This window comes from Vogesella indigofera, assembly GCF_028548395.1.
GTDB classification, from domain to species: domain Bacteria; phylum Pseudomonadota; class Gammaproteobacteria; order Burkholderiales; family Chromobacteriaceae; genus Vogesella; species Vogesella indigofera_A.
Window position 1 is genome coordinate 239879 of record NZ_JAQQLA010000004.1, and the last position, 16004, is coordinate 255882.

General features: G+C 63.9%; 15 protein-coding genes and 1 tRNA gene. 15 read left to right on the forward strand and 1 reads right to left on the reverse strand.

What is annotated here, in order from left to right; all coding sequences use genetic code 11:
• Positions 1-7 precede the first annotated feature (7 nt).
• The 9 genes from PQU89_RS06845 to PQU89_RS06885 all read left to right on the forward strand — a co-directional run bounded on the left by PQU89_RS06845 (position 8) and on the right by PQU89_RS06885 (position 8997).
• Entirely contained in the window at positions 8-2170 is a 2163-nt protein-coding gene (locus tag PQU89_RS06845; RefSeq protein ID WP_272756754.1) for a RelA/SpoT family protein, read from the forward strand.
• Between the two features lie 2 nt (positions 2171-2172).
• Positions 2173-2376, forward strand: coding sequence for a sulfur carrier protein ThiS (gene thiS / locus PQU89_RS06850; protein ID WP_272756753.1), 204 nt, complete (start codon positions 2173-2175; stop codon positions 2374-2376).
• Positions 2377-2400: 24 nt separating this feature from the next.
• Entirely contained in the window at positions 2401-3195 is a 795-nt protein-coding gene (locus PQU89_RS06855; protein ID WP_272765184.1) for a thiazole synthase, read from the forward strand.
• Positions 3196-3324: 129 nt separating this feature from the next.
• Complete coding sequence (gene rpsU, locus PQU89_RS06860) at positions 3325-3537, forward strand: 30S ribosomal protein S21 (protein ID WP_047967786.1); 213 nt, start codon at positions 3325-3327, stop codon at positions 3535-3537.
• A 105-nt stretch (positions 3538-3642) separates the two neighbouring features.
• Positions 3643-4089 (forward strand): GatB/YqeY domain-containing protein, encoded by a 447-nt coding sequence (locus PQU89_RS06865; protein ID WP_272765185.1) that lies wholly within the window; start codon positions 3643-3645, stop codon positions 4087-4089.
• A gap of 10 nt (positions 4090-4099) precedes the next feature.
• Entirely contained in the window at positions 4100-5905 is a 1806-nt protein-coding gene (dnaG, locus tag PQU89_RS06870; protein ID WP_272765186.1) for a DNA primase, read from the forward strand.
• Positions 5906-5962: 57 nt separating this feature from the next.
• Entirely contained in the window at positions 5963-7891 is a 1929-nt protein-coding gene (gene rpoD / locus PQU89_RS06875) for an RNA polymerase sigma factor RpoD (RefSeq protein WP_047967789.1), read from the forward strand.
• A gap of 30 nt (positions 7892-7921) precedes the next feature.
• Positions 7922-7998, forward strand: a tRNA-Ile gene (locus tag PQU89_RS06880).
• 276 nt (positions 7999-8274) lie between these two features.
• Positions 8275-8997, forward strand: a complete 723-nt coding sequence (locus PQU89_RS06885) for an alpha/beta hydrolase (RefSeq protein ID WP_272765187.1) — start codon at positions 8275-8277, stop codon at positions 8995-8997.
• A gap of 58 nt (positions 8998-9055) precedes the next feature.
• Here PQU89_RS06885 and PQU89_RS06890 read toward each other — a convergent pair whose 3' ends face one another.
• Positions 9056-9943, reverse strand: a complete 888-nt coding sequence (locus tag PQU89_RS06890; protein WP_272765188.1) for a LysR substrate-binding domain-containing protein — start codon at positions 9941-9943, stop codon at positions 9056-9058.
• A gap of 78 nt (positions 9944-10021) precedes the next feature.
• Here PQU89_RS06890 and PQU89_RS06895 point away from each other — a divergent pair, with 78 nt between their 5' ends.
• The 6 genes from PQU89_RS06895 to PQU89_RS06920 all read left to right on the forward strand — a co-directional run bounded on the left by PQU89_RS06895 (position 10022) and on the right by PQU89_RS06920 (position 15970).
• Positions 10022-11218, forward strand: coding sequence for a methionine aminotransferase (locus PQU89_RS06895; RefSeq protein ID WP_272765189.1), 1197 nt, complete (start codon positions 10022-10024; stop codon positions 11216-11218).
• A gap of 8 nt (positions 11219-11226) precedes the next feature.
• Positions 11227-12036: a carbon-nitrogen hydrolase family protein gene (locus tag PQU89_RS06900; protein ID WP_272765780.1), complete on the forward strand. Its 810-nt coding sequence runs from the start codon at positions 11227-11229 to the stop codon at positions 12034-12036.
• 33 nt (positions 12037-12069) lie between these two features.
• Positions 12070-12831: a transporter substrate-binding domain-containing protein gene (locus PQU89_RS06905; protein ID WP_272765190.1), complete on the forward strand. Its 762-nt coding sequence runs from the start codon at positions 12070-12072 to the stop codon at positions 12829-12831.
• A gap of 221 nt (positions 12832-13052) precedes the next feature.
• A complete protein-coding gene (locus PQU89_RS06910; RefSeq protein ID WP_047967794.1) occupies positions 13053-13817 on the forward strand; it encodes a transporter substrate-binding domain-containing protein in 765 nt (254 codons plus the stop codon).
• Positions 13818-14007: 190 nt separating this feature from the next.
• Entirely contained in the window at positions 14008-15147 is a 1140-nt protein-coding gene (gene alr, locus PQU89_RS06915; protein ID WP_272765191.1) for an alanine racemase, read from the forward strand.
• Positions 15107-15970: a LysR substrate-binding domain-containing protein gene (locus tag PQU89_RS06920; protein WP_272765192.1), complete on the forward strand. Its 864-nt coding sequence runs from the start codon at positions 15107-15109 to the stop codon at positions 15968-15970. Before alr ends, PQU89_RS06920 begins: the two co-directional genes overlap by 41 nt.
• Positions 15971-16004 lie beyond the last annotated feature (34 nt).

Consider the following 16004-nt stretch of genomic DNA (forward strand, 5'->3'; position numbering starts at 1 on the left):
CCGCAACATGAGCCAGGACAGCGCCGCCGAACACATCGACTACAACGCCCTCGTTGACGCCGAGGCGGCGGCCCTGTTCGACGCGGCCAACCAGTACCTGCGCCCGGAGGACGTGCAACTGCTGCGGCAGGCGTTCGCCACCGCGCGCGAGGCGCACGAAGGCCAGACCCGCAAGAGCGGCGAGCCCTACATCACCCACCCACTGGCGGTGGCGGCGATGCTCACCGACTGGCGCCTTGATGCCCAGGGCCTGGCCGCCGCGCTGATGCACGACGTGCTGGAAGACACCGGCGTCAGCAAGCCGACGCTGAGCGAGAAATTCGGCCGCACCATCGCCGACCTGGTCGACGGTCTGTCCAAGCTGGAACGGCTGGAATATCAGACCAAGGAATCGGCACAGGCGGAGAACTTCCGCAAGATGGTGCTGGCGATGGCGCGCGACATCCGCGTCATCATCGTCAAGCTCGCCGACCGGCTACACAATATGCGCACTCTGGACGCGATGCGCGAGGACAAGCGCCAGCGCATCGCACTGGAAACGCTGGAAATCTACGCACCGATCGCCAACCGCATCGGCCTGAACAAGGTCTATCGCGAGCTGCAGGACCTGGCGTTCAAGCACCTGCACCCGCACCGCTACAGCGTGCTATCCAAGGCAGTACGCGCCGCCCGTGGCAATCGCCGCGAAGTGGTCAACAAGATCCTACAGGCCGTCACCCACAAGCTGGGCGAGGCCAACATCGAGGCCACCATCAAGGGCCGCGAGAAAAACCTGTACAGCATCTACAAGAAGATGCAGGAAAAGCACCTGTCGTTTTCCGAGGTGCTCGACATCTACGGCTTCCGCATCGTGGTCAAGGACAACGCCAGCTGCTACCTGACGCTGGGCGCGCTGCACAGCCTGTACAAGCCCATCCCCGGCAAGTTCAAGGACTACATCGCCATCCCCAAGGGCAACGGCTACCAGAGCCTGCACACCACCCTGTTCGGCCCTTACGGCACGCCGGTGGAAATGCAGATCCGTACCCAGGAGATGAACGCCGTCGCCGAGGCCGGCGTCGCCTCGCACTGGATGTACAAGTCCGGCGACGCCAGCATCGATGCCGCCAAGCAGCGCACCCACCAGTGGCTGCAGAGCATCCTCGACATGCAGGAAGAAAGCGAAGACGCGATCGAATTCCTGGAACACATCAAGATCGACCTGTTCCCGGACGAAGTCTACGTCTTCACCCCGAAAGGCAAGATCATGGTGCTGCCGCAAGGCTCCACCCCGGTCGACTTTGCCTACGCGGTGCATACCGACATCGGCCACCGCTGCATCGCCGGCCGCGTCAACTTCAATCTGGTGCCGCTGCGCACTGTGCTGCGCAACGGTGACACCGTCGAGATCATCACCTCGACCCAGGCCAAGCCCAACCCGTCGTGGCTCAATTTCGTGCAGAGCGGCCGCGCCCGCTCCGGCATCCGCAACTACCTGAAAACGCTGCAGCAGAAGGACGCGGTGCAGCTCGGTGAAAAGCTGCTGCGCCAGGCGGCCAGCGCGCTGTCGCCGACGCCGCTGGACATCTCGCCGAAGCTGGAAGACAGCCTGCTGCACGCGCTGGGCGAACGCCAGCGCAGCTTCAACGACCTGCTCGCCGACATCGGCACCGGCAAACAGCTGGCGATCGTGATCGCGCGCAAGCTGTTCGAACTGTCCGGCGAACAACTGGGGCAGACCCCGGATGTCGGCCCGGTCACCATCCGCGGCAACGAGGGCGGCGCGGTGCAACTGTCCAGCTGCTGCAACCCGATCCCCGGCGACGCCATCATCGGCGTCATCAGCAAGGGCCAGGGACTGCTGGTGCATCGCAAGGGCTGCGGCAATGCCGCGCGCATCGACCCGGAAAAGCTGCTGGAAGTGAACTGGGAACCGCAGAAGGACCGCATGTTCGGCGTCAACATCAGCGTGCTGGCGCACAACCAGCGCGGCGCGCTGGCCGAAATCGCCGCCGCCATCTCGCACGCCTCGGCCAATATCGAGACGGTCGACACCCAGGAAAACCACGGTGGCGACGGCTTCATCCACATCCACTTCCGCCTGCAGGTCGACAACCTGATCCATCTGGAAAACGTGCTGACCGCGATCCAGCAGGTCAATGTCGTGCAGCAGGCCGAACGACGCCAATAATCATGACCACGCTCATCATCAACGGCGAGACGCGCCAGTTTGACGAGATCGGCACGCTGGACGCGCTGATCGACACCCTAGACCTGCGCGGCAAGCGCATCGCCATCGAACACAATGGCGAGATCGTGCCGCGCAGCCAGCATGCGCACACCCGGCTGAGCGACGGCGACACGCTGGAAGTCGTCGTTGCCGTTGGCGGCGGCTAACCTACCCCCAAGGAGAAAGACACCGTGCAGGACGCTCTGACCATCGCAGGAAAATCCTATCAATCGCGACTGCTGGTAGGCACCGGCAAATACCGGGATTTCCAGCAGACCGCCGACGCCCTGGATGCCTCCGGCTGCGAAATCGTCACCGTCGCCATCCGCCGCGTCAACCTGGGACAGACGGCCGGCGAGCCGAACCTGCTGGACTTTCTGCCGAAAAACCGGTATACACTGCTGCCCAACACGGCGGGCTGCTACTCGGCTGACGATGCCGTACGCACACTGCGTCTGGCACGCGAACTGCTGGGTGACCACCGCCTGGTGAAACTGGAAGTGTTGGGCGACCCGAACAATCTGTACCCTAATATGCGCGAAACCCTGAAAGCCGCGGAAACGCTGGTGAAGGAAGGTTTCGATGTCATGGTGTACACCTCGGATGATCCGATTGCCGCACGCGAGCTGGAACAGATCGGCTGCTGCGCGATCATGCCGCTGGCCAGCCTGATCGGCTCCGGCATGGGTATCCTCAATCCGTGGAACCTGCAACTGATCATCGAACAGGCCTCGGTGCCGGTTCTGGTCGATGCCGGCGTCGGTACCGCATCCGATGCCGCCATCGGTATGGAATTAGGCTGTGACGGTGTGTTGATGAACACCGCCATCGCCGCAGCACAAGACCCCGTGCGTATGGCACGGGCAATGAAACTTGCTGTCGAAGCAGGCCGCGAAGCCCATCTGGCGGGTCGCATGCCTCGACGCTTTTATTCGGCGACTCCGTCTTCGCCACTCGAGGGGGTGATTTCTTCCCGCAAGGGATGATGCATTCAGGCACACAAATACCCTTTGCCCTGCATCAGGCTTTTACAAAAGCTACGACGTTGTTTACAATACTCATTTTCCTCGGGGCGGTTTTACGCCTCAAGCCAAGATTTTAAGGACCTTCGCTAAATGCCGAATATTCGCGTTAAAGAGAACGAGCCGTTCGAAGTTGCCATGCGTCGCTTCAAGCGCGCGATCGAAAAAACCGGTCTGCTGACCGAACTGCGTGCTCGTGAGTTCTACGAAAAGCCAACTGCAGAACGCAAGCGCAAGAAAGCGGCCGCCGTTAAGCGCCACTACAAGCGTATCCGCAGCCAGATGCTGCCACCGAAGCTGTACTAAGCTTCCCGGTTGTACGCATGAAGACCGCAGGCCTGTCCTGCGGTTTTGCCATTTATACGTTGGCCGCATGCGGCCAACGTTCTCCCCTCAAGTACGGACACGATCATGAGCCTGAAAGCACGCATCCAAGACGACATGAAATCGGCGATGAAAGCCCGCGAAACCGAACGCCTGGCCGCCATCCGCCTGCTGATGGCCGCGATCAAGCAAAAGGAAGTCGACGAGCGTATCGAGCTGGACGACGCCGCCATCACCACGGTGGTCGACAAGATGCTGAAACAGCGCCGTGACTCGATCAGCCAGTACGAAGCCGCCCAGCGCCAGGACCTGGCCGACAAGGAAAAGGCGGAAATGGCAGTACTGATGACCTACCTGCCGCAGCAACTGAGCGAGGCCGAGATCGACACCATGATCGAAGGCGCCATCCTCAGCAGCGGTGCCGCCGGCATGCAGGACATGGGCAAGGTGATGGCGCTGCTGAAGCCGCATATGGCCGGCCGTGCCGACATGGCCGCCGTCTCCGCCCGCATCAAGGCAAAGCTGGCAGGCTGATCCCCGCCGGATGATTCCGCAGGATTTCATAGACCAGTTGCTGTCCCGCGTCGACATCGTCGACGTGGTGGATCGTTACGTCCCGCTGAAAAAGGCCGGCCAGAACTACATGGCCTGCTGCCCGTTCCACAAGGAAAAATCGCCGTCCTTCACCGTCAGCCCCAGCAAGCAGTTCTACCACTGTTTCGGCTGCGGCGCGCACGGCTCCGCCATCGGCTTCGTGATGGAGTACCAGGGGCTGCCGTTTGTCGATGCGGTGAAGATGCTGGCCGAAGGCATCGGCCTGCCGGTGCCGGAAGAACGTGCGGTCAACCCCGAGGCCAGCCGCGCGGCGCGCGAGAAGAAGCTGTCGCTGGAGGACGCACTGGAACAGGCCGCTCGCTACTACAAGCAGCAACTGAAACAGGCGCCGGTCGCCATCGACTACCTGAAGGGTCGCGGCCTGACCGGCGAAGTCGCCGCCCGCTTCGCCCTGGGCTACGCACCGGACAACCGGCAGAACCTGGCCAGCGTGTTCCCCGAATACCTGAGCCCGGTGCTGGCCGAGTGCGGGCTGGTCATCGATGCCGAGGACGGCGGCCGCCGCTACGACCGCTTCCGCGAACGGGTGATGTTCCCGATCCGCAACCAGCGCGGCGGCATCATCGGTTTCGGCGGTCGCATCCTGTCGAAAGACAAGGCGCCCAATGCGCCGAAGTACCTGAACTCGCCGGAAACGCCGCTGTTCGAAAAAGGACGCGAGCTGTACGGCCTGTACGAGGCGCGCCAGGCGATCCGCGACGCGAATGCCGTGCTGGTGGTGGAAGGCTATATGGACGTGGTGGCGCTGGCACAGTACGGCGTGGGGTACGCGGTGGCCACCCTCGGCACCGCCACCACCGGCGAGCACGTGCGCAAGCTGCTGCGCCATGCCGACCACGTCTACTTCTGCTTCGACGGCGACAAGGCCGGGCAGAAGGCGGCGTGGCGGGCGCTGGAAAACAGCCTGCCGCAGCTGGTCGACGGCAAGGCGCTGCACTTCCTGTTCCTGCCGCAAGAGCACGACCCCGACAGCTACATCCGCGAATTCGGCCGCGAGGCCTTCGAGACCGCGCTGAAAGAGCAAAGCGTGCCGCTGTCGGCGTATTTCACCCAGGAGCTGACCTCGCGCGTCGACATGAGCACCCCGGAAGGGCGCGCCGACCTGGTGCGCCAAGCCAAGCCCCTGTTGGAACAGATTGCCGCCCCCACCTTGGGCTATATCATTAAAAAAAGGCTGGCCGAACTGGCCGGCATGGATGTCGACGAATTTGACATGCTCACTGGACACAGCCGTCCGGAGCGCAAGGGGCGACGCGATTACCAGCTACCTGAACAGTCGAACCGCCCCGGCAGCAGCTCGATGGTGCGCAAGCAGATCAAGTGGCTATTGATGAACCCCGCGTGGGCGCACGATGTCCTAGTAAGTGACAATCGGCCCTACGAAAACGAGATGGCCACCCTGGTGGCCATCGTGGAAGCAATACAGGCCAGTGACAGCGAACTGACGACAGCACGACTGGCAGAATTTTTCCGGCACAGCCCACACGAGCTCACGATCGACTCCGTCCTGTTGGACACCATGCGCGAACCGGAAGAATTCTCCAACCCGGATCAGAACGACCGCGAAAACTTCCGGCTGGGCTTTATCCGCCTGACCGACCGTTACGACGACGACCTGATCTCCAGCCTGTCGGCCAAAGGCTACGAACACCTGAGCAGCGAGGAGTTACAACTACTGCGCACCCTGCTTGCAAGGAAGCTGGCGCCCTCCGGCGCGGCCCCCCGCAACGGGTGATACCGAGTTGTGATATAATCAATTGTTTTTTTCGGCTTTTTTTGAGCAGGAAACCAAATGGCGGCTTCTCCCGACATCAAGAAACAGAATAACGAACCGGCAACCGAGCCAATGAGCATCGAAGAACAGCGCAAGCGGCTTCGTATGCTCATTGCCTTGGGCAAAGAGCGTGGCTATCTCACCTACGCCGAGATCAACGACCACCTGCCCGAGGACGTCTCCGACACCGAGCAGATCGAGAACATCGTCACCATGATTGGCGGCCTGGGCATCCAGGTCTATGACGAGGCACCGGACGCAGAAACCCTGCTGATGTCCGACTCGACGCCGGCGGTGGCCGATGAAGACGCGGTGGAAGAAGCGGAAGCCGCGCTGTCGTCCGTGGACGCCGAATTCGGCCGCACCACCGACCCGGTACGCATGTACATGCGCGAAATGGGCTCGGTCGAGCTGCTGACGCGCGAGGGCGAAATCGTCATCGCCAAGCGTATCGAAGAAGGCCTGAAGAACATGATTCAGGCCATCTCGGCGTGCCCGGGCTCCGTGGCACAGGTACTCGGCCTGATCGCCAAGGTTGAAGCCGGCGAGATGCGCATCGACGAGATCATCGAAGGCATCATCGACCCGAACGCCGAAGAAGCCACCGAAGAAGTCCCGTTCGCCGAGCCGGCCTCCGACGAGGAGCTGGACGAGGACGAAGAGGAAGAAAGCGAAGAGGACGAAGAAGCCAACCAGGCGCGCATCAACGAAGCCAATCTGGAAGAGTTGAAGCAGCAGGCACTGGCCCACTTCGCCGAAGTCCGCACCCTCTACGACCAGCTGCTGAAAACGCTGGCCAAGCACGGCTTTGGCAGCAAGCAGTACAACGAGGTGCAGGACGCGATTTCCGCTCAGTTCATGCTGGTGCGCTTCTCCACCCGCCAGATCGAGAGCCTGTGCGAGAGCCTGCGCAGCAGCGTCAACGACATCCGCAAGCTGGAACGTGAAATCCTCGACATCTGCGTCAGCCGTGTGCGCATGGACCGCAAGCACTTCGTCAGCCAGTTCCCGGGCAACGAGTGCAATCTGGACTGGGTCGAGCGCGAAATCGCGGCCGGCAAACCATGGTCCGACGTGCTGTCGCGCTTCAAGTACGCGATCATCGAGAAGCAGAGCAAGATTGCCGAGCTGCAGACGCTGTCGATGCTGACCATCAACGAGCTGAAGGAAATCAATCGCCAGATGTCGTCCGGCGAGACCAAAGCTCGCCTCGCCAAGCGCGAAATGATCGAGGCCAACCTGCGTCTGGTGATCTCCATCGCCAAGAAGTACACCAACCGCGGCCTGCAGTTCCTCGATCTGATCCAGGAAGGCAACATCGGCCTGATGAAGGCGGTGGACAAGTTCGAATACCGTCGCGGCTACAAGTTCTCGACCTACGCCACCTGGTGGATCCGTCAGGCGATTACCCGTTCCATCGCCGACCAGGCACGTACCATCCGCATTCCGGTACACATGATCGAAACCATCAACAAGATGAATCGTATCAGCCGTCAGATCCTGCAGGAAACCGGTCGCGAACCCGACCCGGCCGAACTAGCAGAGAAGATGGAAATGCCGGAAGACAAGATCCGCAAGATCATGAAGATTTCCAAAGAGCCGATCTCGATGGAAACCCCGATTGGTGACGATGACGACTCCCATCTGGGCGACTTCATCGAGGATTCGGTCACCGTGGCACCGGCGGAAGCGGCGATGTACTCCAGCCTGCGTGATGCGACCAAGGAAGTGCTGGACTCGCTGACCCCACGCGAAGCCAAGGTCCTGCGCATGCGCTTCGGTATCGACATGAATACCGACCACACGCTGGAAGAAGTCGGCAAACAGTTTGACGTGACGCGCGAGCGGATTCGCCAGATCGAAGCCAAGGCACTGCGCAAGCTGCGCCACCCGACCCGTTCCGAGCGCCTGCGCAGCTTCCTCGACAACGAGCCGGGCAACCAGTAAGCCAATATCCTGCTATAATGGCCGCCGTTTGGGCCTTTAGCTCAGTTGGTTAGAGCAGAGGACTCATAATCCTTTGGTCGCGGGTTCGAGCCCCGCAGGGCCCACCAAAAGAAATCAAGGACTTACAGATCACTCTGTAAGTCCTTTTTCTTTTTTGTTCGCCGCCGCACCGCACCTGTCCCCGCTGGCCTACCCCGCCGCCAGACAACACTAACCGTGCCATAAACACAGCCCCGCACCGCACGGCCACTCGCCCTCCACACCGATTATTTCCCGCAAGGCAATAATCCGTTTCGTCCATGCCTGTTTATCGCCGGCCAGTCCGGCTGCAGAATCAGGGTCATCCGCCAGCAATGGCACCGCCGTTTAGCCAAGGAACTCCGATGCACAGCCAGCCACCCCACCAGTCCCCGTCCCTGCCCACGCAACAGCCATCGGCACTGCGCCAGGATGCCGCCTCCGGCCTGCTCTACCGCGTGCTGCAGGCCGACACGGCCACCGCGCCACAACTGTTGCTGCTGCTGTTGCATGGCGTGGGCGGCAACGAGGGACAGCTGACCGCGCTCGGGCAACAGCTGGATGCCCGGGTCAGGGTGGTGCTGGTGCAGGCGCCGCTAGCTTTCGGCCCCGGCCAGTTCGGCTGGTTCCAGGTCAGCTTTGGCGCGCAAGGGCCGGCTATCAATCCGGCGCAGGCGGAAGCCAGCCGCCAGCAGCTGCAACGACTGGTGACCAGCCTGCAGGCGGACAGCGGACTGGGCGCCGCGCAGACGGTGGTCGCCGGCTTCAGCCAGGGCGGCATCATGAGTGCCGGTCTGGCGCTGACCTCGCCGCAGCTGGTCGGCGGCTTCGGCCTGCTGTCCGGCCGCATTCTGCCGGAAATCGCGCCGCTGCTGGCCGCGCCACAGGATCTGGCGACGCTGGCCGGTTTCATTTCTCACGGCGAGTTCGACGACAAGCTGCCGCTGGCGTGGGCAGAAAAAGCCGAGCGCTGGCTGAACGAGCTGGGCGTGCCACACCAGCTGCAGCGCTATCCGGCCGGCCACCAGCTGACCGCAGCGATGGTGCAGGACTTCTGCCACTGGCTGGCCGCGCGCTGGCTACACTGAGCCGTCTTTCCGCTGCGGGCAGGCGTGATGCCGCCATCGCGGCATTAGCGGAAAGGATTCAGGCCTCGGGCGCGATGCGTTGCTGGAACCACTGCTGCAGCCGCAACGCCGCAGCCGCCGGCGCCTGTTCCGGCAGCAGCAGCACGTAGCCATAACCGCTGTCCAGACAGCTGGTGAACGGCGCGATCGCCTGCCCGCTTTTCAGCTCTTCCGCCAGCAGGGTGACGTCGCCGAGGGTGACGCCGAAGCCCTGCAGCGCCGCATTCATTGCCTGGTCGAGGGTGTCGAACACGGTGCCGGCCATCAGCGCCGGTTGCCGCTCGCCGTTGGCCTGCAGCCATTGCCGCCAGTCGCGACGGTCGGCGGACGGGTGCAACAGCGGATAGGCGGCCAGCGCCGCCGGGCTGTCCAGTTTGCGGCCAACCTGTGCCAGCAGCGACGGTGCCAGCACCGGCGTCAGCCGTTCGGCGAACAGCACCACACCGCGTTCGCCGGCGCTGGCCAGCGGGCGATAGACGATGGCCAGGTCGTAGTTTTCGCGGGCAAAGTCGATGTCGTGGGCGTGCACGCCGCTGAGCTGCACGCTGATCTCCGGCGCCTCGTCGGCAAAGGCCCGCAACTGCTGCAATAACCAGCGTGCGATGCAGCTGGGCGCCTTCAGCCGCAACGGCGGGCTGGCCGCCGCCGCCTCCGCCACGCCCTTGTCGAGCAGGCCCAGCGCCTGCTGCACGTAGCCAAGCAGGCATTCGCCCTGCACCGACAGTTTCAGGCTGCGCGCGTAGCGGTGGAACAGCGGGTAGCCCAGGTGCGCCTCCAGCTGCGCCATCTGCTTGCTGACCGCGCCCTGGGTCAGGCACAGCTCGTCGGCGGCGCGGGTGAAGCTCTGGTGACGGGCGGCGGCCTCGAACAGCGACAAGGCATACAGCGGCAGATTGCGGCGCGGCATCGCGGCCTCCATGACTGAAAAATTCTCAGCCATAACATGCCGATAAATCGTTTGTCGCACAAGAGGCAGTGGCGTTCAATGGACGCCAGATACCACAACCTGCCCCCACAGATCATGCACAACTCCGTCACCGTCCAGTCCAAGCTGCCGCATGTCGGCACCACCATCTTCACCGTGATCGGCCAGCTGGCCGCCAAACACCAGGCCATCAACCTGTCGCAGGGCGCGCCCAACTTCCCGTGCAGCGCCGATCTGGTGCGCTATGCGCACGAGGCGATGCAGGCCGGCCACAACCAGTACGCGCCGATGAGCGGGCTGCCGCTGCTGCGCGAGGCGATCGCCGCCAAGGTGGAAACGCTGTACGGCCAGCACTACGACGTCGACGACGAGGTAACGGTGATGGCCAGCGCCAGCGAGGCGCTGTTCTCCAGCATCGCCGCGCTGGTGCATCCCGGCGACGAGGTGATCGTGTTCGAGCCGGCGTTCGACAGCTATATCCCGATGATCGAGCTGCAGGGCGCCACTCCGGTGGTGATCAAGCTTGCGGCCCCCGAGTTCGCCATCCCGTGGGACGAGGTCGCCGCCCGCATCACGCCGCGCACGCGCATGATCCTGCTCAACACCCCGCACAACCCGACCGGCACCGTGCTCTCCGCCGCCGACATCGCCCGGCTGGAGGCGCTCACCGAGGGCAGCAACATCATCATCCTCTCCGACGAGGTGTACGAGCACGTGGTGTTCGACGGCGAGCTGCACCACAGCATGAGTCGTCATCCCAAGTTGGCCGCACGCTCGGTGGTGGTGACTTCCTTCGGCAAGACCTTCCACGTCACCGGCTGGCGCGTCGGCTACTGCCTGGCGCCCAGGGTACTGATGGACGAGATCCGCAAGGTGCACCAGTTCGCGATGTTCGCCGCCGACACCCCGATGCAGTACGCGTTGGCACGGCTGATGGCAGAACCGCAGCACTACCTCGGACTATCGGCGTTCTACCAGCACAAGCGCGACCTGCTGACCCGCGCGCTGGCGGAATCGCCGCTGAAGCTGATCCCGAGCCAGGGCAGCTTCTTCATGCTGGCCAGCTTCGGCCACCTGTCCGGCGACAGCGACAGCGACTTCGTGCAGCGCCTGATCGTCGAGCACGGCGTGGCCACCATCCCGGTGTCGGCGTTCTACCGCGACGGCACCGACCAGCAGGTGATCCGGCTGTCCTTCGCCAAGGACGACGTCACCCTGCTCGCCGGCGCCGAGCGCCTGTGCCGGATCGGAGGCTGAGCATGGCGATGGAAACACTGACCGCCGCCGCCATCCAGATGGTGTCCGGCGACGACCTTGCGGCCAACCTTGCACGAGCCGAGGCGCTGCTGGCCGACGCCGCGGCGCAGGGCGCGCAGTTCGTCGCGCTGCCGGAGTACTTCTACCTGATGCCGGCCGACGAGCGCGCGCGGCTGGCGCTGGCCGAGCCCTTCGGCGCCGGCCCGCTGCAACAAAGACTGGCCGCCGCCGCCGCCCACCACGGCGTCTGGCTGCTGGCCGGCACCCTGCCGCTACAGGGCACGCAGCCGGGGCGGTTCTGCAACAGCAGCCTGCTGTTTGGTCCGCAGGGGCAGTGCGCGGCGCGCTACGACAAGACCCACCTGTTCGGCTTCGACGACGGCCGCGAACGCTACGCCGAGGCCGACACCATGCAGGCCGGCGACAGCATCGTCAGCGCCACTACGCCGTGGGGGCCGACGCGACTGTCGGTGTGCTATGACCTGCGCTTCCCCGAACTGTACCGCCAGGCCCCGGCTCCGGTACTGATCACCGCGCCGGCGGCGTTCACCCACACCACCGGCCTCGCGCACTGGGAGCTGCTGTTGCGCGCCCGCGCGGTGGAAAACCTCGCCTTCGTGGTGGCGCCCGGCCAGGGCGGCGTGCACCCCGGCGGCAAACGCACCTTCGGCCACAGCATGATCATCGATCCGTGGGGGCAGGTACTGGCCTGTCACGCCGAGGGCGAAGGCATCGCGCTGGCGACACTCGATTTCACCGGGCAACAGACCTGGCGCAGCCGCCTGCCGGCGCTGCAACACCGTCGTTTCATTGGCTAAAGCACCAACTACAAAGTGTCTCAAGGAGAAAACATGAAACTGAAGCACCTGATCCTGACTGCCAGCCTGCTGGCTCCGTTCGCCGCCCATGCTGCCGAGCCGCTGCGCATCGCCACCGACGCCACCTACCCGCCGTTCGAGTATGTCGACGCCAGCGGCAAGGTCGCCGGTTTCGAGGTCGACTTTGCCTACGCCGTGTGCAAGGCGATGGCCACACCATGCGAGGTGATCAACCAGCCGTGGGACGGGCTGATCCCCGGCCTGCAGGCGAAGAAGTACGACGCGATCATGTCGTCGATGAACATCACCGACGAGCGGCGCAAGGTGGTGGATTTCAGCAAGGTGTACTACCTGATGCAGAACCGCTTCGTCGGCCGCAAAGGCGCCGCGCTCAGCGCCGACCTGAAGGGCAAGACCATCGCGGTGCAAACCGGCACGCCGCAGGACCGCTTCGTCACCCAGAACTTCAAGAGCGCCAGCATCAAGCGCTACGTCAACGCGCAGGACCCGATGCTGGAGCTGACCTCCGGCCGCGCCGACTTCACCTTCGGCAACACCGTGCAGCTGCAGAAGGGCTTCCTCGATACCGCGAACGGCAAGGCCTTCGCCTTCAGCGGCCCGGTGTTTGACGGTCGCAAGGACAAGCTCCTCGGCGAGGGCGTGGCGGTGGCGCTGCGCAAGCAGGATGGCGAGCTGAAACAGCGCCTCAACAAGGCCATCGACCAGGTCAAGGCCAGCGGCGAATACGCGGCGCTGCTGAAGAAGCACCAGCTGGACGGCCTGCTGGAAGACTGATCCGCCCGCGCGGCAGCACACCCGACCACACCGGCCGCGCGCCGGTGTTTTGTCGTCTGCGGCCAACCTTGTCCCGCCCCTCTCCGTGCGGCGCAGCATGAATTTCTCTCATGCGCCGATCGCCATAAATCATTTGTTCCGCAGCCGTCAGATCATTAGCCTGACTTCAACGGCACCGGCACCGCCGCCAACACCAAACCAAGAAACAATCGGAGATCACCATGAACTGCAACAAAGTCCTCGCGCTGTCCCTGTTGTGCTCCCTGCCGCTGCTGGCCAATGCCCAGACCGTGCGCATCGTTACCGACGTCAGCTACCCGCCGTTCTCCAAGGTCAACCCGGACGGCAGCATCGTCGGCTTCGATCCGGACATCGCCCGCGCCATCTGCACCGAGGCCAAGCTGCAGTGCGAAGTCAGCACCATGGACTTCGACGGCATCATCCCGGCGGTGCAAGCCAAGAAATACGATCTCGCCATCGCCTCGATGAATATCACCCCGGAGCGCGCCAAGGCGGTCGACTTCAGCGACATGTACTTCAACATCCCCGGCCGCCTGATCGCCAAGTCCGGCACCAAGATCGACGACAAGTGGTTCAAGGGCAAGACCATCGGCGTGCTGCGCACCTCGGTGCAGCGCGAGGAAGCCACTGCCAAGTGGGTACCGAAGGGCGTGAAGCTCAAGCTGTACGGCAAGGTCACCGACAGCTTTCTTGACCTCAGCAACCAGCGCCTGGACGCGGTCTACCTCGACGCCAACGTCGGCGACGAGGACTTCCTGAAGAAGCCGATGGGCAAGGGCTATTCCTTCGTCGGCCCGGTGTACAACGATCCGAAGTACTACATGGGCTCCGGCATCGCGGTGCAGAAGGGCAACAAGGAGCTGCTGGCCAAGGTCAATACCGCGCTGAAGAAGATCATCGACAACGGCACCTACAAGCAGGTGCAGAACAAGTACTTCAGCTACGACATCTACCCGTTCAAGTAAGAGCGTGTTCACGATCTCGCGCGCTCACGCAAGACAAGGTGAAAACGGCTGAGGACGCGGCATTTATCCAGATATGAGTCACATGCCGAAGCCGTACTCACCGCGTAACGTTTCACGAAGCGCAGCAGATCGTGATGATTTTTGCTGAACCGACCGCCGGGGCGCCCTGCCCCGGCACGAAAGACCCGCCATGACCCGCACCGCCTACGCCGAAATCAACCTCCCCGCCCTGCGCCACAACTACGCCATCGCCAGGCAGCAGCTGCCCGGTACCCGGGTGTGGGCGGTGGTGAAATCCAACGGCTACGGCCACGGCCTGCTGCGTGTGGCACAGGCGCTGCCCGATGCCGACGGCTTTGCGCTGATCAACCTCGACGACGCCATCGCGCTGCGCCACGCCGGCATCCACGCACCTATCCTGCTGCTGGAAGGCGCCATCGAGGCGCGCGAGCTGGACGAGGCGCACGCCTGGCAGCTGGACGTGGTGCTGCGCTCCGAGCACCAGTTGCAGTGGCTGCGTGCCTGTGGCCTGCCGCTGCGGGTGTGGGTCAAGGTCAATACCGGCATGAACCGCTTCGGCTTCGTACCGGAGCGCGCCATCGAGGTGGTACGGCAATTGCAGCAGGACGGCATCTGCGAGGTGGCCGGACTGATGACGCACTTCGCCTGCGCCGACGATCTGGCGATCCGGCTGGATGCGCCGTGGCAGCGCTTCATGCAGGTGGTCACCACCACCGGGCTGCCGTTTACCGCGGCCAACAGTGCCGCCACCCTGCGCGCGCCGCTGACCCACGGCGCCGCGGTGCGCCTCGGTGGCCTGCTGTACAACAACAACCCGTTCTACCCCGACACCAGCCTGTGGCCGGCCGGCATCCTGCCGGCGATGCGCTTTGCCGCGCGCATCGTGCACATCGGCGAGCTGGCCGCCGGCGACAGCATCGGCTACGGCGCCGCGTTTACCGCCGAGAAGCCGATGCGCATCGGCATCGTCGGCGCCGGCTACGGCGACGGCTACCCGCGCGCGGCGCCCAGCGGCACCCCGGTGCTGGTGAACGGCCAGCGCGTGCCGCTGGTTGGCCGCGTGGCGATGAACGTGCTGGCGATCGACCTGTCCGCACAGCCGCAGGTGGGCATCGGCGACGAGGTGACGCTGTGGGGCGACCCGGCGCTGAGCTGCGACGAGATCGCCTGGCGCTGCGGCACCATCAGCGAAGAATTGCAGTGCGCATTGACGAGCCGGCTACCGATACGGCAGATTGTGGCCGATAGCCACCCGCGTTCGCTGCCCGATGACCAAACTGCCCCCGCTCAATGCCTTGCGTATCTTTGAGGCGGTTGCCCGCCTGCAAAGCTTCACCAAAGCCGCCGATACGCTGTACCTGACGCAAAGCGCGGTCAGCCACCAGGTGCGCAACCTGGAAGAACACTTCGGCTTTCCATTGCTGGTGCGCAGCCAGCGCGGCATCACGCTGACGCCGGAGGGCGCCACGCTGCAGCACGGCCTGCACGAGGCGATCCAGAAGATCAGCGAAACCTGCGAACAACTCAACCAGCGCCAGCACAGCATCCGCATCAAGTCGCCACCGTCGATCGCGGTGCGCTGGCTGGTGCCGCAACTGCAAAACTTCAAGGAACAGTTTCCCGATCTCGACATCAGCGTCAGCACGGTGTGGGAAGAGAAGCCCGCCTTCGACTGGGGGCTGTTCGACATGGCGATCCAGTACGGCGACGGCAACTGGCCGGGGGTCAGCGTGCAGCTGCTGCATCAGGAAGTCCTGACGCCGGTGGCGGCGCCGTCGTTGCTGGGCGGGGCACTGACGCTGGCCGAGGACGCGCTGGCGCAGTATCCGCTGATCCACACCAGCCGCGACCGTCACGACTGGCAGCTGTGGCTGGCGGCGCCGTGGCCGAAGGGGCAGAAGGAATTGCTGTTCGATGCCGACGTGATGGGCATCGAAGCGGCACGGCACGGGCTGGGCATCGCGCTGGTCGATCCGCTGATCGTGCAGGATGCGCTGCGCGACGGCAGCCTGGTCACCCCCTGCCCGCGCAGCGTGCGCAGCGGCAAGGGCTACTACCTGGTGCTGCCGCCGCACGACCGCCACCTGCGCCGGGTGCAGCCACTGGTGCAGTGGCTGCAGCAGGCGATCTGAGCACCTGCTCCCGCTGTGCTGCGCCAGATCTCAA

Bases quoted from the DNA above. Each gene is read 5' to 3' on its own strand.
- PQU89_RS06845 (WP_272756754.1), top strand. From the start codon at position 8: ATGAGCCAGGACAGCGCCGCCGAACACATCGACTACAACGCCCTCGTT.
- thiS (WP_272756753.1), top strand. From the start codon at position 2,173: ATGACCACGCTCATCATCAACGGCGAGACGCGCCAGTTTGACGAGATC.
- rpsU (WP_047967786.1), top strand. From the start codon at position 3,325: ATGCCGAATATTCGCGTTAAAGAGAACGAGCCGTTCGAAGTTGCCATG.
- PQU89_RS06865 (WP_272765185.1), top strand. From the start codon at position 3,643: ATGAGCCTGAAAGCACGCATCCAAGACGACATGAAATCGGCGATGAAA.
- dnaG (WP_272765186.1), top strand. From the start codon at position 4,100: ATGATTCCGCAGGATTTCATAGACCAGTTGCTGTCCCGCGTCGACATC.
- rpoD (WP_047967789.1), top strand. From the start codon at position 5,963: ATGGCGGCTTCTCCCGACATCAAGAAACAGAATAACGAACCGGCAACC.
- PQU89_RS06885 (WP_272765187.1), top strand. From the start codon at position 8,275: ATGCACAGCCAGCCACCCCACCAGTCCCCGTCCCTGCCCACGCAACAG.
- PQU89_RS06890 (WP_272765188.1), bottom strand. From the start codon at position 9,943: ATGCCGCGCCGCAATCTGCCGCTGTATGCCTTGTCGCTGTTCGAGGCC.
- PQU89_RS06895 (WP_272765189.1), top strand. From the start codon at position 10,022: ATGGACGCCAGATACCACAACCTGCCCCCACAGATCATGCACAACTCC.
- PQU89_RS06900 (WP_272765780.1), top strand. From the start codon at position 11,227: ATGGAAACACTGACCGCCGCCGCCATCCAGATGGTGTCCGGCGACGAC.
- PQU89_RS06905 (WP_272765190.1), top strand. From the start codon at position 12,070: ATGAAACTGAAGCACCTGATCCTGACTGCCAGCCTGCTGGCTCCGTTC.
- PQU89_RS06910 (WP_047967794.1), top strand. From the start codon at position 13,053: ATGAACTGCAACAAAGTCCTCGCGCTGTCCCTGTTGTGCTCCCTGCCG.
- alr (WP_272765191.1), top strand. From the start codon at position 14,008: ATGACCCGCACCGCCTACGCCGAAATCAACCTCCCCGCCCTGCGCCAC.
- PQU89_RS06920 (WP_272765192.1), top strand. From the start codon at position 15,107: ATGACCAAACTGCCCCCGCTCAATGCCTTGCGTATCTTTGAGGCGGTT.